The organism is Brachybacterium saurashtrense (genome assembly GCF_003355475.1).
Taxonomy (GTDB): Bacteria; Actinomycetota; Actinomycetes; order Actinomycetales; family Dermabacteraceae; genus Brachybacterium; species Brachybacterium saurashtrense.
In genome coordinates this window covers 532,358-555,344 of the sequence record NZ_CP031356.1, presented here as the reverse complement: position 1 = coordinate 555,344, position 22,987 = coordinate 532,358, and the positions used below count along the sequence as shown (strand labels likewise).

General features: G+C 72.4%; 21 protein-coding genes. 2 read left to right on the top strand and 19 right to left on the bottom strand.

From position 1 onward, the window contains the following. Positions 1–77 precede the first annotated feature (77 nt). The 11 genes from DWV08_RS02545 to DWV08_RS02495 all read right to left on the bottom strand — a co-directional run bounded on the left by DWV08_RS02545 (position 78) and on the right by DWV08_RS02495 (position 13,334). Positions 78–701 carry a regulatory protein RecX gene (locus DWV08_RS02545; protein ID WP_162801481.1) on the bottom strand — a complete coding sequence of 208 codons (624 nt, stop codon included), beginning with the start codon at positions 699–701 and terminating at the stop codon, positions 78–80. 8 nt (positions 702–709) lie between these two features. Then, a complete protein-coding gene (gene recA / locus DWV08_RS02540; protein ID WP_115412364.1) occupies positions 710–1,816 on the bottom strand; it encodes a recombinase RecA in 1,107 nt (368 codons plus the stop codon). A gap of 368 nt (positions 1,817–2,184) precedes the next feature. After that, on the bottom strand, positions 2,185–2,409 hold the full coding sequence (locus DWV08_RS02535; RefSeq protein WP_115412363.1) for a DUF3046 domain-containing protein: 225 nt from the start codon (positions 2,407–2,409) through the stop codon (positions 2,185–2,187). A gap of 1 nt (position 2,410) precedes the next feature. Continuing rightward, positions 2,411–2,716, bottom strand: a complete 306-nt coding sequence (locus DWV08_RS02530; RefSeq protein ID WP_115412362.1) for a helix-turn-helix domain-containing protein — start codon at positions 2,714–2,716, stop codon at positions 2,411–2,413. A gap of 210 nt (positions 2,717–2,926) precedes the next feature. Beyond that, on the bottom strand, positions 2,927–3,412 hold the full coding sequence (locus tag DWV08_RS02525) for a CinA family protein (RefSeq protein ID WP_277601775.1): 486 nt from the start codon (positions 3,410–3,412) through the stop codon (positions 2,927–2,929). Continuing rightward, the gene (gene pgsA, locus DWV08_RS02520; RefSeq protein WP_115412361.1) at positions 3,409–4,008 is read right to left on the bottom strand and encodes a CDP-diacylglycerol--glycerol-3-phosphate 3-phosphatidyltransferase; all 600 of its coding nucleotides are present in this window, start codon (positions 4,006–4,008) and stop codon (positions 3,409–3,411) included. Before pgsA ends, DWV08_RS02525 begins: the two co-directional genes overlap by 4 nt. A gap of 44 nt (positions 4,009–4,052) precedes the next feature. Beyond that, a complete protein-coding gene (locus DWV08_RS02515; RefSeq protein WP_115412360.1) occupies positions 4,053–6,947 on the bottom strand; it encodes an FtsK/SpoIIIE family DNA translocase in 2,895 nt (964 codons plus the stop codon). A gap of 72 nt (positions 6,948–7,019) precedes the next feature. Then, the gene (locus DWV08_RS02510; RefSeq protein WP_115412359.1) at positions 7,020–8,714 is read right to left on the bottom strand and encodes a ribonuclease J; all 1,695 of its coding nucleotides are present in this window, start codon (positions 8,712–8,714) and stop codon (positions 7,020–7,022) included. Positions 8,715–8,728: 14 nt separating this feature from the next. Beyond that, positions 8,729–9,637, bottom strand: coding sequence for a 4-hydroxy-tetrahydrodipicolinate synthase (dapA, locus tag DWV08_RS02505; protein WP_115412358.1), 909 nt, complete (start codon positions 9,635–9,637; stop codon positions 8,729–8,731). A gap of 53 nt (positions 9,638–9,690) precedes the next feature. Beyond that, entirely contained in the window at positions 9,691–12,441 is a 2,751-nt protein-coding gene (gene asnB / locus DWV08_RS02500) for an asparagine synthase (glutamine-hydrolyzing) (RefSeq protein WP_115412357.1), read from the bottom strand. Between the two features lie 164 nt (positions 12,442–12,605). Further along, positions 12,606–13,334 (bottom strand): HAD family hydrolase, encoded by a 729-nt coding sequence (locus tag DWV08_RS02495; protein WP_115412356.1) that lies wholly within the window; start codon positions 13,332–13,334, stop codon positions 12,606–12,608. Positions 13,335–13,408: 74 nt separating this feature from the next. Between DWV08_RS02495 and DWV08_RS02490 the strand changes: the two genes are divergently transcribed. Both DWV08_RS02490 and DWV08_RS02485 read left to right on the top strand, forming a co-directional pair. Then, complete coding sequence (locus DWV08_RS02490; protein ID WP_115412355.1) at positions 13,409–14,266, top strand: AzlC family ABC transporter permease; 858 nt, start codon at positions 13,409–13,411, stop codon at positions 14,264–14,266. Continuing rightward, positions 14,263–14,577: an AzlD domain-containing protein gene (locus DWV08_RS02485; protein WP_115412354.1), complete on the top strand. Its 315-nt coding sequence runs from the start codon at positions 14,263–14,265 to the stop codon at positions 14,575–14,577. The genes DWV08_RS02490 and DWV08_RS02485 overlap by 4 nt, the downstream gene beginning before the upstream one ends. A gap of 40 nt (positions 14,578–14,617) precedes the next feature. Here the strand turns inward: DWV08_RS02485 and DWV08_RS02480 are convergent, their stop codons facing one another. From DWV08_RS02480 to DWV08_RS02445, 8 genes are all read right to left on the bottom strand, one after another. Next, the gene (locus DWV08_RS02480) at positions 14,618–15,019 is read right to left on the bottom strand and encodes a hypothetical protein (RefSeq protein ID WP_115412353.1); all 402 of its coding nucleotides are present in this window, start codon (positions 15,017–15,019) and stop codon (positions 14,618–14,620) included. Between the two features lie 14 nt (positions 15,020–15,033). Next, on the bottom strand, positions 15,034–15,801 hold the full coding sequence (dapB, locus tag DWV08_RS02475) for a 4-hydroxy-tetrahydrodipicolinate reductase (RefSeq protein ID WP_115412352.1): 768 nt from the start codon (positions 15,799–15,801) through the stop codon (positions 15,034–15,036). A 92-nt stretch (positions 15,802–15,893) separates the two neighbouring features. Then, positions 15,894–17,231 carry a M16 family metallopeptidase gene (locus DWV08_RS02470; RefSeq protein WP_115412351.1) on the bottom strand — a complete coding sequence of 446 codons (1,338 nt, stop codon included), beginning with the start codon at positions 17,229–17,231 and terminating at the stop codon, positions 15,894–15,896. 77 nt (positions 17,232–17,308) lie between these two features. Continuing rightward, the gene (locus DWV08_RS02465) at positions 17,309–18,424 is read right to left on the bottom strand and encodes a WD40 repeat domain-containing protein (protein WP_115412350.1); all 1,116 of its coding nucleotides are present in this window, start codon (positions 18,422–18,424) and stop codon (positions 17,309–17,311) included. After that, on the bottom strand, positions 18,421–18,717 hold the full coding sequence (locus DWV08_RS02460; RefSeq protein WP_115412349.1) for a hypothetical protein: 297 nt from the start codon (positions 18,715–18,717) through the stop codon (positions 18,421–18,423). The genes DWV08_RS02465 and DWV08_RS02460 overlap by 4 nt, the downstream gene beginning before the upstream one ends. 173 nt (positions 18,718–18,890) lie before the next feature. Then, positions 18,891–21,143: a polyribonucleotide nucleotidyltransferase gene (locus tag DWV08_RS02455; RefSeq protein WP_164740389.1), complete on the bottom strand. Its 2,253-nt coding sequence runs from the start codon at positions 21,141–21,143 to the stop codon at positions 18,891–18,893. 211 nt (positions 21,144–21,354) lie between these two features. Continuing rightward, complete coding sequence (rpsO, locus tag DWV08_RS02450; protein WP_115412347.1) at positions 21,355–21,624, bottom strand: 30S ribosomal protein S15; 270 nt, start codon at positions 21,622–21,624, stop codon at positions 21,355–21,357. 144 nt (positions 21,625–21,768) lie between these two features. Further along, positions 21,769–22,785 (bottom strand): bifunctional riboflavin kinase/FAD synthetase, encoded by a 1,017-nt coding sequence (locus tag DWV08_RS02445; protein WP_115412346.1) that lies wholly within the window; start codon positions 22,783–22,785, stop codon positions 21,769–21,771. Between the last annotated feature and the right edge of the window lie 202 nt (positions 22,786–22,987).

Genomic DNA, 22,987 nt, shown 5'->3' with positions numbered 1-22,987 from the left:
CGGGCGCGCCCCAGTGGACGGAATCGACGATGGCGCGCATCACGGCCGCGGGCCGAACGGCGCTCCGGCGTGCCCGGTCAGGCGGCAGTGCCCTCCTCCGCGGCGGCGCGCAGCTCGCCGGCGATGACGCGCACGGCGAGGTCCCCGGGATACCCCTTGCGGGTGAGCAGGGCGTCCAGCCGGCGGGAGAGGCGACGGCGATGCGCGCCGTCCCGCTCCTGCCGCAGCTGCTCGAGGTCCCGGGCGCCGAGCCGCGAGCGGATGAGCTCCCGGCAGCGCTGCTCCTCGTCGTCCTCGCCCTCGCGGAGCGCGGCGTCGATCAGCGGGGCGGCGACGTGCTTCGCCGCCAGCTCACGGCGCAGCGCCTCGTCGCCGAGCGCTCTGAGCGCACGGCGCTGGGCCACCCAGTCCCGCGCGAAGCCAGCGTCATCGACCAGGCCAGCCCTGTCGATCCGGGCCATGGCCTCGTGGGCAACGTCAGCGGGGACCTCGCGCCGCTCCAGGCGCTCACGCATCTCCCCGGCGGACCGACGACGGGAGGCGAGCAGGCGCATCAGGTAGCGGCACTCGTGCACCACGGCCTTCTCCCGGGCGGCCCCCTCGGGGTCCGGGGCGGGGCGCGGCGCCTCGAGGATCTGACGGGTGCGCTGCGCGAGGTGCTCGCGCAGCGCACCGTCGTCGGCGTGGCGGGGTGAGGTCATGCCGCGGGTCAGATCGTGACCGGGACGTCCTCGTCGAGGAACTCGTCCTCACCCAGCGGAGCCTCCGCCTCCGGGGCGGCCTGCTCCGTCGCGTACTTTCCGACGCCGAGGGTGCGCAGGATCTTCTCCTCGATCTCGGCCGCGAGATCCGGGTTGTCCTTGAGGAACTGGCGGGAGTTCTCCTTGCCCTGACCGAGCTGGTCGCCCTCGTAGGTGAACCAGGCACCGGACTTGCGGACCACGCCGTGCTCCACGCCGAGATCGAGCAGACCGCCCTCGCGGGAGATGCCCTCGCCGTAGAGGATGTCGAACTCGGCCTGCTTGAAGGGCGGGGCCATCTTGTTCTTCACCACCTTGACGCGGGTGCGGTTGCCCACGGAGTCCGCGCCGGACTTCAGGGTCTCGATCCGGCGGATGTCCATCCGCACCGAGGCGTAGAACTTCAGCGCCTTGCCGCCGGTGGTGGTCTCCGGGCTGCCGAAGAACACGCCGATCTTCTCGCGCAGCTGGTTGATGAAGATCGCGGTGGTGCCGGAGGAGGAGAGCGCACCGGTGAGCTTGCGCAGCGCCTGGGACATCAGGCGTGCCTGCAGGCCCACGTGGGAGTCGCCCATCTCGCCCTCGATCTCGGCCTTGGGCACGAGGGCGGCCACGGAGTCGACCACCACGATGTCCAGCGCACCGGAGCGGATCAGCATGTCGGTGATCTCCAGCGCCTGCTCGCCGGTGTCCGGCTGCGAGACCAGCAGGGCGTCGGTGTCCACGCCGAGCTTCTTCGCATACTCCGGGTCCAGGGCGTGCTCGGCGTCGATGAACGCCGCGATGCCGCCGTTGCGCTGCGCGTTGGCGACGGCGTGCAGGGCCACGGTGGTCTTGCCCGAGGACTCCGGGCCGTAGACCTCCACGATGCGGCCGCGGGGCAGGCCTCCGATGCCGAGGGCGGCGTCCAGCGCGACCGAACCGGTGGGGATCACCTCGACCGGCGGGCGGGTGTCGTCGCCCAGTCGCATGATCGAGCCCTTGCCGAACTGGCGGTCGATCTGGGCGAGCGCGTTGTCGAGCGAGGAGCCGCGATCCTTGGAGGCGGACTTGGGTGCGGACTTCGAAGCAGCCATCTGCGTGTTCCTTCCTGAGAGCCGGGCGTCCCGGCGCGGTGACCGTTGCGGCCACACTAGGCGCCGGCCCCGACACTCGCCGCCGCCCCCGCTCCGCTGTGGAGGGCGGAGCATCGGGGAGGGGCAGTCGGTGCGTGAGGGGTGCCGGAGGGACCGTCGGAGCACACACTACCGAACAGACGTTCGAACACGCGACTGCTGCGGGCGTGTCGCGACCGCGGTCTCATGCGGCCCCGGTCTCGCGCGGTCCCCGCCGCGCCGGCGTGCCGGTCGCGCGCGGTCCCCGCCGGGCAGGGACGCCGGACGTGCGCAGTCCCCGTCGCGCAGGAGCACCGCCGCCGCAGGCATGCGCGCTCCGGGCGGGCGGCTCAGCGCCGTCGCTGCGGGTCCCGCACCTCCCAGCGCGCGGACTCCGGGACGTCCATCGCGTCGCACAGGGCGCTCCACACCGCACGCACGGCGACCCCGCGCTCGAGGGCCTCGACGGCGGTGACGCCGCCGATCTCCTCGAGCACGAGGTCGTGCGTGTACGTGCGGGCGAGCACGGGGCCGAACACGTGGTCGGCCAGCTCCGCGAACTCGCTGCGGCGCACCTCAGCGGGCGCCGACGAGCGGCGCGGCGTCGTCGGCGAGGCCCTCGGGGACCGTGTCCGGGATGGTGACCTGCTCGGCGATCGCGATCCGGTCGGAGACCTCGCGCAGCACGAAGGAGAGCGGGAGCCCGAGGGCATCGGTCACCGAGAGGAGGAGCTCGCTGGAGGCCTCCTTCTGGCCGCGCTCGATCTCGCTGAGGTAGCCCAGCGACACGCGAGCATCGGAGGACACCTGTCGCAGGGTCCGGCCCTGGGAGCGGCGCGCATCGCGGAGCACGTCGCCCAGCTCCTGGCGGAACAGGATCATGGACCTGCCCCCCTTCCTCTGACTCGGGACGAACACATGGTGCGGTGCGGTGGAGGGGTGGATCGTCGTCATCACGACCAGCTCAACGCAGGACACCGCGAGAATGTTCCCCAAAGTGTAGTGGCCCTCCCCGAGGGGTGCCTGGACAGTGTGGAGAACGGGACGGCTCCGCTCCCGGCCCGGCCCCGACGCGCTGAGCTGGGGGCGCGGTCAGTCCGTGAGCGCCTCGACGAGCAGAGCCAGCGCCGCCTCGACGCTGAGGGCGCGGATCCGTGCCCTCCCTCCGCTGAGACGGAGCTCACGGGTGAGGGTGGGCGCGCCCGGGCGCGCCAGCCCGAGATGCACAGTGCCCTCGGGGACCCCGCGCTCGTCGGGCCCCGGCCCGGCCACCCCGGTGGTGGAGACGGAGAGATCCGCGCGGTAGAGGGACAGCGCCCCCTGGGCCATCGCCGCGGCGACAGAGGCGGTCACCGCCCCCGTGCGCGCGAGCTCCTCCGCCTCGACGCCCAGCACACGCGTCTTCGCCTCATAGGAGTAGCAGGCCGCTCCCCCGGCGACCACGGCGCTCGCCCCGGGCACGTCCACCAGGCGCGCCACCAGGGCACCGGCGGTGAGCGACTCGGCGGTGGCGAGCATCGCTCCGCGTTCGCGCGCCGCCGCGATCACCGCCTCCGCGGGATCGACGGCCAGGCTCACGACGCGCTCGAGCTCCCGGTGAGGGCCTCACGTCGCAGCCGCAGGCCGTCCTTCAGGTTCACCAGGCCGGACCACACCGTGAGCACCACGGCCAGCAGCACCAGCGCCAGCCCAATCCAGCGCGCCGGCTCCCACCAGAGCTCGAAGGGGATCAGGCAGAAGGTGATCGCGATGGTCTGGACCATGGTCTTGGCCTTGCCCGCCATGTTCGCCGGCAGCGCCCCGTACTTCAGGATCGTGAAGCGCATGACGGTGATCCCGAACTCGCGCACCAGGATGAGGACGGTCATCCACCACGGCACGTACTCCCACACCGAGAGCATGATCAGCGCGGCGCCGGTCATCGCCTTGTCCGCGATGGGATCGACGATCTTGCCGAAGTCGGTGATGAGGTTCCGGCTGCGGGCGAGGTGCCCGTCGAGGAAGTCCGTGATCATCGCCAGCACGAACATTGCCGCGACCAGCAGGCGCCCGCCGACGGAGTCGGGGTACAGCACGGCGAGCACCACCAGCAGGGGCACCATGGCGCAGCGCACCATGGTGAGGATGTTGGCGATGTTCCAGAGGGGGACCTCCGGGGTGCGGGGGGCGGTCATCGAGGGCTCCTGAGCTGCGGGGTGGATGGTGGGGTCCGGAACGCTCAGCGCCCGGTGAGGCTCCAGGCGTCCTCGCTCTCGGCGCCGGAGTCGTCGTCGTGGTAGTCGACGTCGGGCTCGGCGTCGTCCTGCGCCAGCGGGTCCTCCCCGTAGCGGTCGTGGGCGGCGGCGTCCTCCGCGGTGCCGGGCTCCAGCTCGACGGCGTCGTCCGCCCCGTAGGGCGCGTCCTCGCCCTCGTCCGCGACCTCCTCGCCGCGGAGGCGGGCCAGGGCCGTGCCGAGGTCGTCGGGGTGCACGAGCACGTCGCGTGCCTTGGACCCCTCCGAGGGGCCCACGATCTCGCGCGACTCCAGCAGGTCCATCAGCCGCCCGGCCTTGGCGAAGCCCACGCGCAGCTTGCGCTGGAGCATCGAGGTGGAGCCGAACTGGGTGGTCACCACCAGCTCCGCGGCCTGCAGGAGCACGTCGAGGTCGTCGCCGATGTCGTCGTCGATCTGCTTCTTCGCGGCGACCACGGCGACGTCCTCGCGGTAGTCGGGCTTCATCTGCCCCTTGACGTGGTCGACGACCTTGTGGATCTCCGACTCGCCCACCCATGCGCCCTGGACGCGCATCGGCTTGGCCTTGCCCATCGGGTGGAACAGCGCGTCGCCCTGGCCGATCAGCTTCTCGGCGCCCACCGCGTCCAGGATCACGCGGGAGTCCTGCAGGGAGGAGGTGGAGAAGGCGAGGCGGCTGGGCACATTGGCCTTGATGATGCCGGTGACGACGTCCACCGAGGGCCGCTGCGTGGCGAGGATCAGGTGGATTCCGGCCGCACGCGCCAGCTGCGTGATGCGCTGGATCGAGGCCTCGACGTCCCGCGGGGCCACCATCATGAGGTCCGCGAGCTCGTCGACCACCACCAGCAGGTACGGGTACGGGGCGAGGCGGCGCTCGCTGCCGGGCGGCACCTGCACGTCCCCGGCGCGGACGGCCTTGTTGAAGTCGTCGATGTGCTTGAAGCCGAAGGCGGCGAGGTCGTCGTAGCGGGAGTCCATCTCCTTGACCACCCACTCCAGTGCCTCCGCGGCCTTCTTGGGGTTGGTGATGATCGGGGTGATCAGGTGCGGGATCCCCTCGTAGATGGTGAGCTCCACCCGCTTGGGGTCCACCAGCACCATGCGCACCTCCTCCGGGGTGGCGCGCATCAGGATCGAGGTGATCATCGAGTTGACGAAGCTGGACTTGCCCGCGCCGGTGGCGCCGGCGACCAGCATGTGCGGCATCTTCGCGAGGTTCGCGACCACGTAGCCGCCCTCGACGTCCTTGCCCACGCCCATCACCAGCGGGTGCTCGTTGCGGCGGGCCACGGAGCTGCGCAGCACGTCGCCGAGCGCCACCGTCTCGCGATCGGTGTTGGGGATCTCGATGCCGATCGCCTTCTTGCCGGGGATCGGCGAGAGGATGCGCACGTCCGCGCTGGCGACCGCGTAGGAGATGTTCTTGTCCAGCGCTGTGACCTTCTCGACCTTGGTGCCGGGCGCGAGCTCCACCTCGTAGCGGGTCACCGTGGGGCCGCGCGAGAAGCCCACCACCTCGGCGTCGACCTTGAACTGCGCGAAGGTCTCGGTGAGGGCGGCGACCACCTGGTCGTTGGCCTCGGAGCGGGTCTTGTGGGGCGGGCCCTCGGCGAGGTAGGTCGACTCCGGCAGGGTGTAGACGACGTCCCCGGCCAGCTCGAGCTGCTCGCCGGCGCGCGGCAGGTCCCCCATCGGGGGCGGCACCAGATCGGGCTTCTCCTCCGCGGCGGCCGCCGCGGAGGCCTTCGCGGAGGCGCCCCGGGCGGCGGCGGGCAACGGCGCCGTGGGCGTCGGTGCGGCGGCGCGACCGGCGGGCTTCTCCGCGTCCTTGCCGGGGAAGGTCTTGGCGCGCTGGTTCTCGTCCTCGACGACGTCGAACACCTCGGTGGAGTCCGACGGGGCGCCGCGGCGCGCGCCGGAGCGGCGACTGCGGCGCTTTCCACCGCCGCGGGCCTCCTCCTCGGCGACGCCCTGCTCGAAGGCCTCGTCCCCCACGTAGCCGAAGCTCTCGTGATCGCGCTCGGAGGCCTCCGCCTCCGCCTTCTCCTTCTTGCTGCGGCGGCGCGAGCGGGGGGCGCTCTGCGCGGCGGTGGCCTGCTCGTGCACGGCCGGGTCCACGCGGCGCGGGCGAAGGCCGAAGGCGATGCGCTCCTCGTCCTCCTCCTCGCTGCGGCCCACCATCACCTCGTACACGCCGTGCAGGCGCGAGGGGATGGACTCCACCGGCGTGGCGGTGAGCACCAGCACGCCGAAGGCGATCAGCACGGAGTGCACCACGACCACGGCGACCGGGGGCACCAGCGCCTCCAGCGGCGCCGCGGCGAGGTAGCCGAGCACGCCGCCGCCGCGCGCCAGCGCGTCGATTCCGTCGGACGGGGCGGGCAGGCGCGCGGAGACCGCGGCGATCGCGGAGAGCGCGGTGAGCAGGATGCCGATGCCGATCGCGATCCGCGTGTTGGCGCGGACCTGATCGGGCCGGCGGAACATGCGCAGCGACCAGCCCGCGGCGAGCAGCGGGATCACCATCGAGGAGACGCCGAAGGTGCCGGCCACCACGGTGTGGACGGCCCCGAGCACCGGGCCGGTGGACTGCCACCACTCCACCACCGCCACCAGGACGGCGATCATGAGCAGGAACAGGGCGTAGCCGTCGCGCCGCTGCTCGGGGGCGACCTCCCAGCGCTGGACCCCGATCGAGCGGACCAGGCCGCCGGCCATCCGGGCGATCGCCAGATAGCCGGAGCGCGCTGCGCGCACCGGCAGAGGGAGCGTCGAGGGGTCGTTCGCCCCGGAGGCGCGGGTGCGGGAGGTGCCGGCCGCGGCGGTCCGGGAGGAGCCTTTCGACGCACGTGCGGGGGAAGACGTACGTGTCGCCATGGGACCGATCCTACCGTCCGCCCCGCCGCACGCCCGGGAGGCCGGTCCCCGGCCCGGTCACGCCGGAGCGGTTCAGGACTCGACGACCACCGGGATGATCATCGGTCGGCGCCGCAGCCGCTGCCCCACGTAGCGCCCCACCACCCGGCGCATGACCTGCTGGAGCTGGTAGGTGTCGCGCCGCTCGACCTGGTCCGCCACCGCCTGCTCGAGGGCCTTGACGATCTCGGGCCGGATCCGCTCGAACACCGCGTCGTCCTCCGCCACGCCGCGGGCGTGGATCTCCGGACCGGCGATGAGCGCGCCCGTCTCGGAGTTGACCACGGCGAACAGCGAGATGAAGCCCTCGTCGCCCAGGATGCGGCGGTCCTTGAGATCCGCCTCGGAGATCTCGCCCACGCTGGAGCCGTCCACGTACACGTAGCCGTTGGGCACCTCGCCGACGGTGCGGGCGATGCCGTCCTGGAGGTCGATCACGTGGCCGTCCCGGGCCAGCACGATCCGCTCCCGCGGGACGCCCGTGGCCTCGGCGATCCTGCCGTTGGCGAGGAGATGGCGCACTTCGCCGTGGATCGGCATCACGTTCCGCGGCCGCACGATGTTGTAGCAGTACAGCAGCTCCCCCGCGCTGGCGTGGCCGGAGGTGTGCACCATCGCGCTGCCCTTGTGGACCACCTCGGCGCCCAGCGCCATCAGGCCGTTGACCACGCGGAACACGGCGTTCTCGTTGCCGGGGATGAGCGAGGAGGCGAGCACCACCACGTCCCCCGGGCCCACGCTGACGCGGTGGTCGCGGTTCGCGATCCGGCCCAGGGCCGCCATCGGCTCGCCCTGGCTGCCGGTGCACATCAGCACCACCTGCTCGTCGGGCAGGTCACCGATGCGCTTGACGTCGACGAGGGTGTCCGGCGGGACGTCGAGGAAGCCCAGATCGGCGGCGATCGACATGTTGCGCACCATCGACCGGCCCACGAAGGCGACCTTGCGGCCGTGGGCCGCCGCGGCGTTGAGCACCTGCTGCACCCGGTGCACGTGGCTGGAGAACGAGGCGACCACGATCTTCTGCCGGGCCCGGGCGAACAGTCCGTCCAGGGTGGGGCCGATCTCCCGCTCGCCCACGGTGAAGCCGGGCACCTCGGCGTTGGTGGAGTCGGTCATGAACAGGTCCACTCCGGCCTCGCCGAGGCGGGCGAAGGCGCGCAGATCCGTGATCCGGCCGTCCAGCGGCAGCTGGTCCATCTTGAAGTCGCCGGTGTGCAGCACCGTCCCGGCCGGGGTGCGCACGTGCACCGCGAGAGCGTCCGGGATCGAGTGGTTCACGGCCACGAACTCGCAGTCGAAGGGGCCCAGGGCGGCGCCCTGCCCCTCCTCCACCACGCGCGTGGTGGGGCGGATGCGGTGCTCGCGCAGCTTCGCCTCGAGGAAGGCGAGGGTGAGCCGGCTGCCCACCAGGGGGATGTCGGGGCGGCGGCGCAGCAGGTAGGGCACCGCGCCGATGTGGTCCTCGTGGCCGTGGGTGAGCACGATGGCCTCCACGTCCTCGAGCCGGTCCTCGAGCACGCCGAAGTCCGGCAGGATCAGGTCCACGCCGGGCTGGGAGTCCTCGGGGAACAGCACACCGCAGTCGATGACCAGCAGTCGCCCGCCGAACTCCATCACGGTCATGTTCCGGCCCACGTCCCCCAGGCCGCCGAGCGGGATGATCCGCAGCGCGCCCTCCGGCTGCGGCGGCGGGGCGGCGAGGCGCTCGGAGAAGGGGGTGGACATCGGATCCTCCGGTTTCAGAGCAGGTCGGCGGCTTCCAGGGCGGACTGGAGCATGCGCAGCTGGTCGGTGTCCGCTCCCACGTGGGGCCCGCGCATGACGGCGTTGGGCAGCACGCCCTGCAGGTGCAGGGCGGTCTTCGCGGCGACGGCCCCAGGCATGTGCCCCATGATCGCCTCGACCACCGGCACCAGGCGGTGGTGCGCGGCGCGCGCCGCCTCCAGGTCGAAGCGGTCCACCGCGTCGACCATCGCCTTCTCGAGGTCGCCCGCGACCTGGCTGACCACGGAGACCATGCCCGCGGCGCCGATCGTGAGCCAGGGCAGGTTCAGCGCGTCCTCGCCGCAGTAGTAGACGAGATCGGTGTTCTCCATGACGCGGGAGGCCTGGTGCAGGTCGCCCTTGGCGTCCTTCACCGCGACGATGCGCGGGTTCTCGGCCAGGCGCAAGAGGGTCTCGTAGGTCAGCGGGATCCCGGTGCGGCCCGGGATGTCGTAGAGCATCACCGGCAGCGGGGTGGAATCGGCGATCTCGGTGATGTGCGCGATGATCCCCGCCTGGCTGGGCTTGGAGTAGTACGGGGTGACCACCAGCAGGCCGTCCACGCCGAGCTTCTCGTGCTCGCGGGCGAGGTCGATGGAATGGGCGGTGTCGTACGTGCCCACGCCCGCGACCAGGGTGATCGAGGGCCCGATGGCCTCCCGCACGGCGCGGGCGAGGTCATGCTTCTCGACGTCGGTGAGGGTGGGCGCCTCGCCGGTGGTGCCGGAGACCACGATCATGTCGTGGCCGTGCTCCACCAGGTGGGCGGCGAGGTGCTGGGCGGCGTCGAGGTCCACGCCGTGGCCGTCCTCGGTGAGCGGGGTGACCATCGCGGTCCCCACCGCGCCGAACGGCCGCGCGATGCGCGGGTCGGTGCTGGTCATGGTGTCCTCCGAAAGGTGCTGATGGTCGGAGCCTAATCCAGACCGGGCCGCGCTCAGCGGGTTGACGCGATGCCGAGATCGACGAGGATCGCCAGCGGGGTGCGCTGGCGGCCCTGGCCGAGGGGGTTGTCGGCGAAGGTGGCCTCGAGGTGCGTGGCCGGGGTGGGCACGTCCGAGCCCAGCACGTTGCGGCCGATGTCGTTGGCGTCCATCACCACGGTGCCCACGAAGCTGTCGCGCAGCGCCGCGGGGATGTCCGCGCCGCGGATCGCCGCGGAGATCCGAGCGGAGACCGCGTCCGGATCCTTCGGCGGCAGCTTCGCGGAGACGTTGGAGGGGAAGGCGGAGTACGGGGTGGGGCCGTCGATGGCGCGCACGTTCGCCCCGACCACCTCGTAGAACAGGCCCTTGCGGCGCACCAGTTTGCCGGCGGCGCCCGCGGCGGAGGCGGCGAGCACGCGCGGCAGGCCCACCTCGCGGATCGCGAGCTCCATCGTGGTGGGGTCCCCCAGGCCGATGCCGGCCGGGGTGCGGCTCACGAAACGGCTGAGCACCTTCGCCGCGCGGCGCGGGCGCACCTCCCAGGTGAACCAGGAGCGGCCCTGCGCGATCGCGACGATCTTCTCGCTGATCACGAAGTACCAGGGCGCCCCGGCCGGGACGGCGTCGGCCGGGAGCCCGGCCGCGAAGCGCTCCACGTGCCCGCGCACCAGGGCCTCGATGTCGTCCCCGCGCGCGACCAGGGAGGTCTGCAGCGGGAAGCGGCGCCAGTCGTGGCCGTCGGCCTCCGAGGTGAGGTCGAGCTGCTTGTCCGGGTTGGGGGCGTAGTCGCTCTTGGGCTCCTCGTCCTCCTCCACCGGGGCCTCGGCGGCCGCTGCCGGCGTGACGGCGGGTGCGGCACCGGTCTCGGCAGAGCCGCCGAGCGCACGGCCGGCGCCGTCGGCGTCGTCGAAGAAGGTGCGCATCCACAGCTCCACGTTCAGCAGACGCCAGAACATCAGGGTGCCGTGGTTCTCGGGATGGGCGATGTAGTCGTCGAACAGCGCCAGCACGCTCGGCGCGTCGAAGTAGGGGCGCGCGGCGAAGGAGGGGGAGGCGAAGATCTCCCGCAGCTGCGGCGCGATGGTGCGGAACCACTCCCCCTCCGGGGTGGTGAAGCCGATCTTGTTGCGGCGCTTGGAGATCATGTCCGGCAGGATGCCGTCCATCGACTCGCGCAGGATCCGCTTGTTCCAGCCGTCGTGGATGATCGCGGACTCGTCGAGGGAGAACAGGAACTTCAGCAGTTCCTTGTCCACGAAGGGCACGCGCCCCTCGATGCTGAAGCGCATCGTGTTCTTGTCCTCGTAGCGCAGCAGGGAGGGCAGCGAGGAGCGGAAGGTGTCCTCGAGCAGGCGCTCCTTGAGGTCGTCCTGGACGGAGGTGACCTTCTCGCCGCTGTGCTCGGCGACGAAGCCGGAGTTCAGCAGCGCCTCGATCGGCACCGAGGTGCGGCCGGAGAACTTGGTGCGGGCGAGCTTGCGAAGGATGTCGCGGGAGCCGACGACCTCGCCGGCGAGCTCCGTGAAGCGCTTCTGACGGCGCAGCTGGCGCAGGTAGACGTAGAAGTACGGGTTGTACCCGGCCATCATCTCGTCGGCCCCCTGGCCGTCCAGCAGCACGGTGACGTGCTCGCTGGCCTCGCGCATCACCGCGTACTGGGCGTAGGGGCCGGTGGAGATGATCGGCTCCTCCTGGGTGCGCACGAAGTCGTGCACGTCCTCGAGGAAGGCCTCGGGCCGGGGCTGGATCTTGTGGGCGGTGATCTGGCCGCGGTAGTCGTCCAGCAGCGCGTCGACGTAGCGCTCCTCGTCGTTGGAGGCCTGGGGGAACACCGCGGAGAAGGTGTTCTGGCGGCTGCCCACGGCGCTGTAGCCCTCGTCGTCCGGCTGCTCGCGCAGATGGCGGGCGATCACGGCGGCGACGGCGGAGGAGTCCAGACCGCCGGAGAGCGAGGTGCCCACGGGCACCTCGGACTGCAGGCGCATGCGCACGGACTCCTGGAAACGCTCGCGGTACTCCTCGACCACGGAGTCGTCGTAGGGACGGCCGGGACGGGCGGCGATCTCGCGCAGCTCCTCCTTCAGGGAGGTGAAGGTGGAGATCTCGGTGCCGTCGGCACGGATCTCGAGCAGCTCGCCGGCCATCAGGCGGCGCACCCCGGCGAAGAAGGTCTGGGAGTCGTCGTCCTGGACGCGGAACTTGAGGTAGCGGTACACGGCGCGGTCGTCCGGCGCGGCGTCGAACACCTTCGCCGCCAGCAGCGAGCGGATCTCGGAGCCGAACAGCACCCGCGGATCGCCCTCGCCCGCCTCGGGATCGACCCAGTAGTACAGCGGCTTGATGCCGAAGTGGTCACGCGCGAGCGTGACCGTGCCGGTCTCGGCATCGTGGATCGCGAACGCGAACATGCCGTTGAAGCGGTCGTAGGCGGCCGTGCCCCATTCGGCGTGCGCCTCGAGCAGCACCTCGGTGTCCGAGTCGGTGCGGAAGGTGTGGCCCAGCTCCTCCAGCTCGGCACGCAGCTCGAGGTAGTTGTAGGTCTCGCCGTTGTAGACGATCGTGTAGCGGCCGTCCGCCGTGGTCATCGGCTGGGCGCCGTGCTCACGATCGATGATCGCCAGTCGCCGGTGCGCGAGGGAGACGGCGCCGTCGGTGAACAGGCCTTCGCCGTCGGGACCGCGATGGGCCAGGGCCCCGCTCATCCGACGGGCGATGTCCTCGGTGTCAGCACCGAATCCGTAGGTACCGGAGATTCCGCACATGCGACGAGTCCTTTCGAGGGGGACGGCAGCCGTCCGCGATCAGCGATCCGGCACGGGGAGCGGGCGAGCGCTCCCGCCGGGCCCGCGCGCACGGGCGGACCGGGATCGGCCGCCCGAGCCTATCAACGGGGCGCGCCGCGCCGAGGAAGGCGCGGGCGCAGATCTCACTGGCCGCGGCGAGTGAGCAGCAGCTCGGTGCCGTCGGCCCGCACCTCGAGATCGTCCAGCGAGGTGACCAGCGCATTCGCGAGCGGCGCGAGGTCTCCCGCGGGGGTGGTGCTGGTCACCGCGACCGTGCGGGCGCCGGCCGCCGCGCCGGAGCGGAGCCCGCCCAGCGAGTCCTCGATCACGATGCTCGCGGCGGGGTCCACCGCGAGGCGCTGGGCCCCGAGCAGGTACGGATCCGGGGCGGGCTTGCCGTGGTCGACCTGGTCCGCGGTGACCAGCCCGTCCGGCACGGGCAGGCCGGTGCGGGCCCAGCGCGCCTCGAACAGGTCGCGGGTGCAGGAGGTGACGATCGTCCAGGTGGGGCGGCCCAGCCGGGCGGCGGCCTCGTCGAGCTCGGCCAGCAGCCGCTCGGTGCCGGGCAGCACGAGGATCCCCTCGACGTCCGCGATCTCGAGCTCCTCGATGCGGCGGTGCGCCTCGGCGAGCTGCTCCTCCCCCAGCTCGGGCAGCACCTCGCCGAGGACCTGCCGGGCGGGCTTGCCGTGCTGCTCCGCGCCGAACTCGAGCTCGACGCCGAGCTCCGAGAACAGCTGGTTCCAGGACCGCTCCACGGCGGGGCCGGAATCGATGAGCGTGCCGTCCATGTCCAGCAGCAGCGCCGCGCCGCGCAGCGGCAGGGACTGCGTGGACGGGGCGACGGGGGTGGGATCCGCAGGCGAGGGCATGGCACTAGATTCTCACACCGCCCGCCGGACGGCGCGGCACCGTTCCCGCAGGTGAACGTAGAGTGTCGAGCATCATGACCGATGCCTCCACGCCCGTGCCGGGACGGGCCCCCTCCTCCTCCGCCACGGCCTCCGGCGAGGAGGCCGCCGCCCTGCGCGGCCTGCGCCGCACCGGCGTCTCGATCGGACTCGCCACCGGGCTGTACGGGATCTCCTTCGGGGCGCTGGCCACCACCTCCGGGCTGGACGTCTGGCAGGCGATGGTGCTCTCGGCGGTGATGTTCACCGGCGGCAGCCAGTTCGCGTTCATCGGGGTGCTGGGCGGGGGCGGCTCGGCGTTCGGCGCGGCGCTGGCCTCGCTGCTGCTGGGGGTGCGCAACACCCTCTACGGGCTGATCCTCGCCCCGTCCCTGCCGCGGGGCGGGGTGCGCGGCCTCGCCCGCGCGCAGCTGACGATCGACGAATCCGCGGCACTCGCCGCCACCGGCACCACCATCGCGCAGAAGCGCGCGGGATTCTGGGCCGCCGGGGTGTGGGTGTACGTTTTCTGGACCCTGTTCTCCCTGGTGGGCGCGCTGGCCGGCCGGCACGTCGCCGATCCCGCGGCCTGGGGGCTGGACGCGGCCGCGGCGGCGGCGTTCCTGGCGCTGCTGTGGCCGCGGCTTCGCAGCGGCGACGCGGTGGCGATCGCGGGGGCGGCGGCGTTCGTCGCCCTGGTCACCACCCCGGCCCTGCCCGCGGGTCTGCCGGTGCTGGCCGCCGCACTGGTGGCGGTGCTCGCCGGGCTGCTGCCGCCCCGCCGGCCGGTGCACCGCGAGGGCGTCGAGCCGGAGGGGCCCGCCGGCGGTGCGCAGGAGGCCGACGGGGCCGAGGACCGTGCGACGGACGATGACGCGGCCGCGGACGGTGCGGCCGGGAGGGGGCGGCCATGAGCGTGCTGTGGATCGCGGTGCTCGGCGCGTCGGCGTTGTCCTTCGTGCAGAAGTGGATCGGCTACCAGGCCCCGCCGGAGGTGCTGGAGCGGCCCCGGATCGCCCGTGTCACCACCCTGCTGCCGATCGCGCTGCTGGGGGCGCTGGTCGCCACTCAGGCGGCGACCAGCGGTCCCGAGATCGTGCTCGACGCCCGGCTGGCCGCGCTCGCGGTCGCGGCCGTGCTGCTGTGGCGGCGGGCACCGTTCCTGGTGGTGGTGATCGGTGCCGCGGGGGTGGCGGCGGGCCTGCGGGCGCTGGGCTGGGGCTGAGCGCACGGCGTCCGTCCCGGCGCCGGCGCGGGTGCCGGGCTCAGCCGCGGTGCTCGGCGATGGCGCGCCGCGTGGCCGCGCGGGCGCCGCGCCGGTCGCGCAGCGCGTCGTAGGCCAGCGCGAGGCGGAACCAGGCGCGCCACTCGTGCTCGGCGCCGTCCTGGATCGCGGAGCGCGCCGCCTCGAACTCGGCCCGGCGGTCCTCGCCGTCGGCCTCCGCCGGCGGTTCGTACCGCGCCGCGAGCCGCGCCGAGGCGAGGCCGAACAGCACCTCGCGCCAGGTGACCCACACCGTCAGCAGCAGCAGGATCACGATGCCGAGGGCGAGCCCGTAGCCGAGGGCGCTGCCGGCGCGCACGAATCCCCAGGCGATCCAGCCGAGCCCCCACGCATATGCGGCGGTGATCAGCACCAGCAGGGCCACGAAGAGCCTGTCCTTCATGGGGCCGCCCCGCCTCAGCCCAGGTCCATGTAGCCGTCGAGGCCCACGGTGAGGCCCGGGTGGGCGGCGACCTCCCGCACGCCCAGCAGCACGCCGGGCATGAAGCTGATCCGGTCGAAGGAGTCGTGGCGCAGCACGAACTGCTCCCCCTCCCCGCCGAACTGCACCACTTCGTGGGCGACCAGGCCCCGCTGGCGCACGGCGTGGACGTGGATGCCGTCCACCACCGCGCCGCGGGCGCCGTCAGGATCCTTCTCCGTGGCATCGGGCACCGGGCCCAGCCCCGCCTCGGCGCGGCCGCGCGCGATCGCGGCCGCGGTGTGTCGGGCGGTGCCGGAGGGGGCGTCGAGCTTGTTTTCGTGGTGCATCTCGATGATCTCGGCGCTGTCGTAGTAGCGCGCCGCGATCTCGGCGAAGCGCATCGCGAGCACGGCGCCGATGGCGAAGTTCGGTGCGATCAGCACGCCCACTGCCGGGGCGTCGGCGAGCTGGGTGCGCAGCGCGGCGAGCGACTCCTCGGTCCACCCGGTGGTGCCCACCACGGCGTGGATGCCGTGCTCGACCAGTCGGCGCACGTTCTCGGCGGTGGCGGAGGGGACGGTGAGGTCGATCGCCACCTCGGCCCCGGCCTCCACGGCCGATTCCAGGTCGTCCTCGCGGCCGATCCTCGCCACCAGCTCGAGGTCCGGGGCGTCCTCCACGGCGGCGCAGGCGGCGGCGCCCATCCGGCCGGAGGCGCCGAGCACGGCGACGCGGGTGGGGTGGGTGGAGGGCTGGGTCACGGGGTGCTCCTGGGGTCGTGGGTCGGTGCGGGAGGGACGGCGTCGGGACGAGCGGGTCGGGCAGGACGAGGGGCCGGGGCGACGAGCGGAGATCAGCTCTCCGGGCCCACCTCGACCCGGGTGCTGAAGGAGTCGGCGAGTCGGTACGCGAGGCCGCGCACATCCTCCGCGCCCACCGCGGTGATCTGTGCAAGGGTCTCGTCCACGCTGGTGTAGCGGCCGTGGACGAGTTCGATCGTGCCCAAACGGCCCATCCTGGAGCTGGTGTCCTCCAGGCCGAGCGCGAAGGAGCCGGTGATCTGCCCGCGCGCACGCGCCAGCTCGAGCTCGGTGACGCCGTCGGAGCCCATCCGCGCGAGCTCCTCGGCGAGCAGCTCCACCACCTGGGTGGTGCGGCCGGGACGACAGGCGGCGTACAGCCCGAACAGGCCCGCGTCCCGGAAGCCGGCGCTGAAGGAGTACACGGAGTACGCCAGCCCGCGCTCCTCGCGGACGGTCTGGAACAGGCGGGAGGACATCCCCCCGCCCAGGATCGACATCAGCACGGCCATGGTGTGGCGGTCCTCGCTGAGCGAGGTCACCCCGTGGCCGCCGAGGTAGATGTGGTTCTGCTCGGTGGGGCGGCCCAGCCGGTGCGGGGTCAGCGCCGCCACCTCGCCCACGCCGCCCGCCGGCAGGGAGACCGTCGCCTGCTCCTCGCGGCGGCGCCGTGCAGGAAGAGTGCCCGGCTCGAGGGCCCAGCCGCCGCGGCGCAGCCCGGACTGCACCAGCGCGGCGAGCTCGTCGTGGTCGATGTCCCCCACGGCGGTGACCACCACGTTGTCGCTGCGGTAGTGCGCGGCGAAGTGGGCGCGCACGTCCTCGATGCTGAGCGCCCGAACGCTCTCGGCGGTGCCGCCGACGGGCCGCCCGATGGCGGTGTCCGGTCCGAGCACGTCGGCGAGGAAGGTCTCGTAGCCGATGTCGTTCGGATCGTCCTCGGCCATCGCGAGCTCCTCGAGGATCACCTCGCGCTCGGTCTCCAGCGCCTCCTCGGCGAGCACCGACGCGGTGATCATGTCGGTGAGGACGTCCACCGCCATGGGGACGTCGGCCGAGCGGACCCGGCCGTAGTAGAGGGTGTGCTCCTTGGCGGTGACGGCGTTGGAGTCCCCGCCCACCTCGTCGAAGGCGGCGGCGATGTCCATCGCGCTGCGGCGCCGGGTGCCCTTGAACAGCAGGTGTTCGAGCACGTGGGTGGAGCCGGCGTGGGCCGGGCTCTCGTCCCGGGAGCCGACGGGCAGCCACAGCCCGATGCTGGCGCTGCGCACGCTGCGGTCCGTCTGGGTGAGCAGCCGCACGCCGCCGGGGAGGATGCTGCGACGCACCCCGGTGACGGGGTCCAGCTGCACGTCGGAGGTCGGGTCGTCGTCGATGAGGAGCGTGGACATCACTCGAGTGTCCCACGGCGCGGCGCGCCGCCCCGCGAGACCTCCCTCACCCCCGCCGCCCTCACACCGGGCCCCCATCACGGCATCTCCAGCGGCGACCATTCCTGGCCGTCCCACACGATCACTCCCCACCAACGGGTCACCGCAAAGAGCGTGCCGTCCGGGCCCCACGTGGTGCGCCCCAGCTCTCCGGGGACACCGAGGTCCGGGATGGACTCGGGCAGGTCGACGCGCTCGTGGTTCGCGAGGCCCGCACCCCAGAGCTCGACCCTCCCGGACTCCCCTCCGGAGACGGCGATGCGGCCGCCCGGGCCTGCGGCGAGGAACTCGGGAACGGGGATCCCCGATTCGACACCCGGCTCGCACTCGGAATCGGGGGACGCCGACTGGAGCCGGGCCTCCTCGGCGATGCCCACGATGACGCGCCCGCGGCCGCTCGCGGCGATCCCCACCGCGTCCTGCGAGCAGTCCTCCAGGGTGGCGACCCGTTCACCGGTGCGGGCGTCCCACACCTCGGTGCCTCGCCCCTGGACGGCGACGGCGATCTGTGCGCCGCCCTGCATGTAGGTGAGCGCCATCGGCGTTCCGGACGAGATCCGAAGGACCTGCGCGGTCGAACACGTGCCCGCGGCGACCGTCCAGAGCCGAACCGTCCCGTCCGTGCTCAGCGAAGCGAGCTGGTCGCCATCGGGACTGAAGGCGAGGTCCCGGACGATCCGGGAGCGCAGGGAATCGGACGGGACATGCCCGCCGAGGGTCCACAGCACCTCGCCGTCGGGCCGCGCCAGGTGGATCGCGAGCTCACTGGCGGTCGCGATCAGGTCGTCCTGCGGATGCCAGGCGATCGCACCGGTCATGGAGTCGTCGAAGCGGGTGACGATCTCACCGGACGCGGTGTCCCAGATCGTCGTCCCGGCCGTCCTGCTCTCCGACAACGACTTGCGGTGCCACCATTCCTGGGCAGCGACCCGGGTGCCGTCCGGAGACACGACAAGGCCGAGGAGCCCCAGTTGCGGCTCTCTGCGCAGTGGGGTCTCCGCCCCGAGAAAGGGGATCGACACCCCGCCCCCGGGATCGAGCTGCTGATCACCCTCCACGCAGACGCTGCCCGGAGGCCGGCCGCAGGCGCTGAGCGTTCCCGCTCCGAGGATCAGCCCGGCGCCCAGCAGAGCTCGTCTGGTGGTCCCGCTCATCCCTGTCTCACCGGGACACCAGCATCGCGTTGTGCCTGCTGCAGGTCCTCGATGGTGAACTCGTCAGCGAACTCGTCCTCACGTTCTCGGGCATCGACCTCCACGCCCTGGTCCAGGTATTCCTGCATCTGCTCCTGATACCCGGGGCTGCCAGGATCACCGGTCGGCGGAAACTCGTAGTTCCATGGCCTGAACTCGTGCCTCCACTGGTCGATCTCCTCGCGCGTGACGCCGTACTGCTGCTCCACCTCGGCATACTCCTCGCTGCTGCCATCCCCCGTGATCTGGAGCACGTCGCCTACCGTACGTGAGGGCACGCGACGCCACCGAGGACGGCTCGTCGACTGTGGACGGCCGAGGCACGATGCGCGCGGTCCGGCACGCCGCGGGGCCGGAGGCGACGCGAGGGCGGCACCCCGGGTGGGGTGCCGCCCTCGCGCAGGCGCTCAGCGGGTGAGCGGACGGGTCACTCCGCGGAGGTCTCCTCGGCCGGGGCGGCGTCGGTGGACTCCGCCTCGTCCTCGATCACCGCGAGGGAGATCTTGCCGCGGGCGTCGATCTCGCGAATCTCCACCTCGATCTTCTGGCCCACCGTGGCGACGTCCTCGACGTTGTCGACCCGCTTGCCGCCGTTGAGCTTGCGCAGCTGGGTGACGTGGAGGAGTCCGTCCTTGCCCGGGGTGAGCGAGATGAACGCGCCGAAGTCGACCACGCGCACCACGGTGCCGAGGTAGCGCTCGCCCACCTCGGGGACCATCGGGTTGGCGATGGCGTTGACCGCGGAGCGGGCCGCCTCGGCCGAGGGGCCGTCGGTGGCGCCGATGTAGACGGTGCCGTCGTCCTCGATGGTGATGTCCGCGCCGGTGTCGTCCTGGATCTGGTTGATCATCTGGCCCTTCGGGCCGATGACCGCGCCGATCTTGTCCACCGGGATGGTGACCGCGAGCACGCGCGGGGCGTGCGGGCTCATCTCGTCGGGGGCGTCGATCGCCTCGGCGAGCACGCCGAGGATCGCCAGGCGCGCCTCGTGCGCCTGGGACAGCGCACCGGTGAGCACGGAGGCCGGGAGGCCGTCGAGCTTGGTGTCCAGCTGGATCGCGGTGACGAACTCGCTGGTGCCGGCCACCTTGAAGTCCATGTCGCCGAAGGCGTCCTCGGCCCCGAGGATGTCGGTCAGGGCCGCGTAGCGCGTCTCCCCCTCGACCGTGTCGGAGATCAGGCCCATGGCGATGCCGGCCACCGGGGCGCGGAGCGGCACACCGGCGTTCAGCAGCGACAGGGTCGAGGCGCACACGGAGCCCATCGAGGTGGAGCCGTTGGAGCCCAGCGCCTCGGAGACCTGGCGGATCGCGTAGGGGAACTCCTCGCGGCTGGGCAGCACCGGCACGATGGCGCGCTCGGCGAGCATGCCGTGGCCCACCTCGCGGCGCTTCGGCGAGCCCACGCGGCCGGTCTCGCCGGTGGAGTACGGCGGGAAGTTGTAGTGGTGGATGTAGCGCTTGCGGTCGACGGGGCCGAGCGAGTCGATCTGCTGCTCCATCTTGAGCATGTTCAGCGTGGAGACGCCCAGGATCTGGGTCTCGCCGCGCTGGAACAGGGCCGAGCCGTGCACGCGCGGGAGCACCTCGACCTCGGCGGAGAGCGCGCGGATGTCCCGCAGGCCGCGGCCGTCGATGCGGATGCCGTCGGTGAGGACCTTCTTCCGCACGACCTGCTTGGTCAGTGCGCGGAACGCCCCGGAGACCTCCTTCTCGCGGCCCTCGAGCTGCTTCCCCTCGCCGGAGAGCTCCTCGGTGACCTCGGCGAGCAGCTGCTCGGTGCGCTCCTCGCGCTCGGTCTTCGCGGCGATGGCCATGACCTCGGCGAGGCGCTCGGTCGCGGCGGCCTCGACGATGCCGTAGGCGTCCTCCTGGTAGTCCAGGAACAGCGGGAACTCGCGCACCGGCTTGGCGGCCTTCGCGGCCAGCTCCTGCTGGGCGACGCAGAGGCTGCGGATGAACACCTTCGCGGCCTCGAGGCCCTCGGCGACAACGCCCTCGGTGGGGGCGATCGCGCCCTGCTCCTTGATGAGGGTCCAGGCGTTGTCGGTGGCCTCGGCCTCGACCATCATGATCGCGACGTCGTCCTCCACGATGCGGCCGGCGACCACCATCGAGAACACGGCCTCGTCCAGCTGCGCGAAGGTGGGGAAGGCGACCCACTGGCCACCGCCGGAGGCGTCGGGCATGAGCGCGATGCGCACGCCGCCGATCGGGCCGGAGAAGGGCAGGCCCGAGATCTGGGTGGAGGCGGAGGCGCCGTTGATGCCGACGACGTCGTAGGCGTCCTCGGGGTTGCAGGACATGACCGTCAGCACGACCTGGACCTCGTTGCGCAGACCCTTCACGAAGGCGGGGCGCAGCGGGCGGTCGGTGAGGCGGGCGGCGAGGATCGCGTCGGTGCCCGGGCGGCCCTCGCGACGGAAGAACGAGCCGGGGATGCGGCCCGCGGCGTACATCCGCTCCTCGACGTCGATGGTGAGCGGGAAGAAGTCGAAGTGCTCCTTCGGCTTGTTCGAGACGGCGGTCGCCGAGAACACCATGGTGTCGTCGTCGAGGTAGACGGCGACGGCGCCGGCGGCCTGCTGGGCGAGGCGCCCGGTCTCGAAGCGGACCTCGCGGCGCCCGTAGGAGCCGTTGTCGATGACGGCGGTGGTGGCGGTGATTTCAGGGCCTTCCATGGCCATGTGTGTCTCCTTGAGAGGACGGTGGTGCCCTGCCGGTGCGGCCTTCGTCAGTCACCCTCGGTGCGTGGACCCGGGGCGCCGGGTCCCTCTCCGCGGGCCACTGCCGAGGACCGAACCTGGTCGGGGCGGTGGACGGTGCGCCCTCCGCGCGGCGCGCGGGGCACATGAAACCGCCGCCCGCCCGAGGGGCGAGCGGCGGCGGTGGTCACCGGCGGATGCCGAGACGCTTGATCAGCGAGCGGTAGCGCTCGATGTCGACGCCCTGCAGGTACTGCAGAAGACGCTTGCGCTGACCGACCAGCAGCATCAGACCACGACGGGTGTGGTGGTCGTGCTTGTGGGTCTTGAGGTGCTCGGTCAGGTAGGTGATGCGGTGGCTGAGGAGCGCGATCTGGACCTCGGGCGAACCGGTGTCGCCCTCGGTGGTCCCGTACTCCTTGATGATCTGCTGCTTCGTAGCGGTGTCGAAGGCCATGGCTCTCCTGGGGTCGTTGCGCGGCGCGCCGGGCCGGATGCCCGGGCTCTGGGGCGAGCGCGCCCGCGACGCACGCGCCCGCAGGGGCAGGGAGTCAGGGGCGGAATCGCTCTCCGCGGCCGATAGGACGGCACCGGAAGGATATCAGGGGGTGGAACCGGGCAGGGAGTGCTCCGAGGCCAGAGTGCGGCGGGTCACCTCGACGTCGCGATCCATCTGCTCGACCAGGCTCTCCACCGAGTCGAACTTCAGCGTGGGCCGCTGCAGGGCGACGAACTCGAGCCGCACCCGATCGCCGTAGAGGTCCAGGTCATAGGCGCCGTGCACGTACGCCTCGACGGTGCGTCGCGGCGCCCCGTCGGTCTCGAAGGTGGGGTTGGTGCCCACGGAGATCGTGGCGGGCGCCCCGGCCAGCGGCGGGGTGCCCAGATGGGAGAGGTCCTGCTCGGTGACGGTGAGGTACCCGGCGTAGACGCCGTCGGCCGGGATCAGCCCGGAGGGGGCGGGGCCCAGGTTCGCGGTGGGGAAACCCAGCTCGCGGCCGCGGCGGAAGCCGTGGTGGACGATGTCGGTGACCGTGTGGAGCCTGCCCAGCGCGTCGTTCGCGACCTCGATCTCGCCGTCCAGCAGGGCGCGCCGGATGGCGGAGGAGGAGATGCGCCCGGAGCCGGCGCCCTCCGGCCCGAGCTCGTCGACGGTGACCACCTCGAAGCCGTACCGCTCCCCCAGGGCGCGCATCGTGGAGATGTCCCCGGAGTTGCCGCGCCCGAACAGGGAGTCCTCGCCGAGCACCACGCAGCGCGCCCCCAGCCCCTCGACCAGGAAGATCCGCACGAAATCCTCGGGCGAATGCTGGGCAAAGGGCAGGGTGAACTCGAGATCGAGCACGCCGTGCAGCCCGGCCAGGAGCAGCAGGCGGTCGCGGTCCTCGTGCCCGGTGAGCAGCGGGGTTGCCTCCGGATCGCCCATCACGTGCCGCGGATGAGGCCAGAAGGTGAGCGCCACGGGGGCGAGGGAACGGCTCTGCGCCTGCCGACGGAGCTGGTCGAGCACGAAGCGGTGCCCGCGGTGCACGCCGTCGTAGTTCCCGATGGAGACCGCGGTGGGGCCGAGATCTGCAGGCACCTCGTCGACGGTGTGCCAGATGGGGACGCGGGTCACGACGAGGTCATGTCCTTCCGGGGCCGGATGCGCTCTCGCGCCGGGGTCGGGGCGCCGTGACGGCGCCGGAGGCGGATTCCGCCGGACCACACTGTAGCGCCCGGCCCGCACTCGCCCGCGACCCGTCCCCACCGAGGTCCCACCGAGGTGCGCACGGCGCGGAGGCGCGGTGCCGACGCGACGACGCAGGGCACGGGCGTCG

What these genes read in the sequence shown, in the direction of transcription:
- DWV08_RS02545 (WP_162801481.1), bottom strand. Translation starts at nt 701, where the DNA reads ATGACCTCACCCCGCCACGCCGACGACGGTGCGCTGCGCGAGCACCTC.
- recA (WP_115412364.1), bottom strand. Translation starts at nt 1,816, where the DNA reads ATGGCTGCTTCGAAGTCCGCACCCAAGTCCGCCTCCAAGGATCGCGGC.
- DWV08_RS02530 (WP_115412362.1), bottom strand. Translation starts at nt 2,716, where the DNA reads ATGATCCTGTTCCGCCAGGAGCTGGGCGACGTGCTCCGCGATGCGCGC.
- pgsA (WP_115412361.1), bottom strand. Translation starts at nt 4,008, where the DNA reads ATGACCGCCCCCCGCACCCCGGAGGTCCCCCTCTGGAACATCGCCAAC.
- DWV08_RS02515 (WP_115412360.1), bottom strand. Translation starts at nt 6,947, where the DNA reads ATGGCGACACGTACGTCTTCCCCCGCACGTGCGTCGAAAGGCTCCTCC.
- DWV08_RS02510 (WP_115412359.1), bottom strand. Translation starts at nt 8,714, where the DNA reads ATGTCCACCCCCTTCTCCGAGCGCCTCGCCGCCCCGCCGCCGCAGCCG.
- dapA (WP_115412358.1), bottom strand. Translation starts at nt 9,637, where the DNA reads ATGACCAGCACCGACCCGCGCATCGCGCGGCCGTTCGGCGCGGTGGGG.
- asnB (WP_115412357.1), bottom strand. Translation starts at nt 12,441, where the DNA reads ATGTGCGGAATCTCCGGTACCTACGGATTCGGTGCTGACACCGAGGAC.
- DWV08_RS02495 (WP_115412356.1), bottom strand. Translation starts at nt 13,334, where the DNA reads ATGCCCTCGCCTGCGGATCCCACCCCCGTCGCCCCGTCCACGCAGTCC.
- DWV08_RS02490 (WP_115412355.1), top strand. Translation starts at nt 13,409, where the DNA reads ATGACCGATGCCTCCACGCCCGTGCCGGGACGGGCCCCCTCCTCCTCC.
- DWV08_RS02485 (WP_115412354.1), top strand. Translation starts at nt 14,263, where the DNA reads ATGAGCGTGCTGTGGATCGCGGTGCTCGGCGCGTCGGCGTTGTCCTTC.
- DWV08_RS02480 (WP_115412353.1), bottom strand. Translation starts at nt 15,019, where the DNA reads ATGAAGGACAGGCTCTTCGTGGCCCTGCTGGTGCTGATCACCGCCGCA.
- DWV08_RS02470 (WP_115412351.1), bottom strand. Translation starts at nt 17,231, where the DNA reads ATGTCCACGCTCCTCATCGACGACGACCCGACCTCCGACGTGCAGCTG.
- DWV08_RS02465 (WP_115412350.1), bottom strand. Translation starts at nt 18,424, where the DNA reads ATGAGCGGGACCACCAGACGAGCTCTGCTGGGCGCCGGGCTGATCCTC.
- DWV08_RS02455 (WP_164740389.1), bottom strand. Translation starts at nt 21,143, where the DNA reads ATGGAAGGCCCTGAAATCACCGCCACCACCGCCGTCATCGACAACGGC.
- rpsO (WP_115412347.1), bottom strand. Translation starts at nt 21,624, where the DNA reads ATGGCCTTCGACACCGCTACGAAGCAGCAGATCATCAAGGAGTACGGG.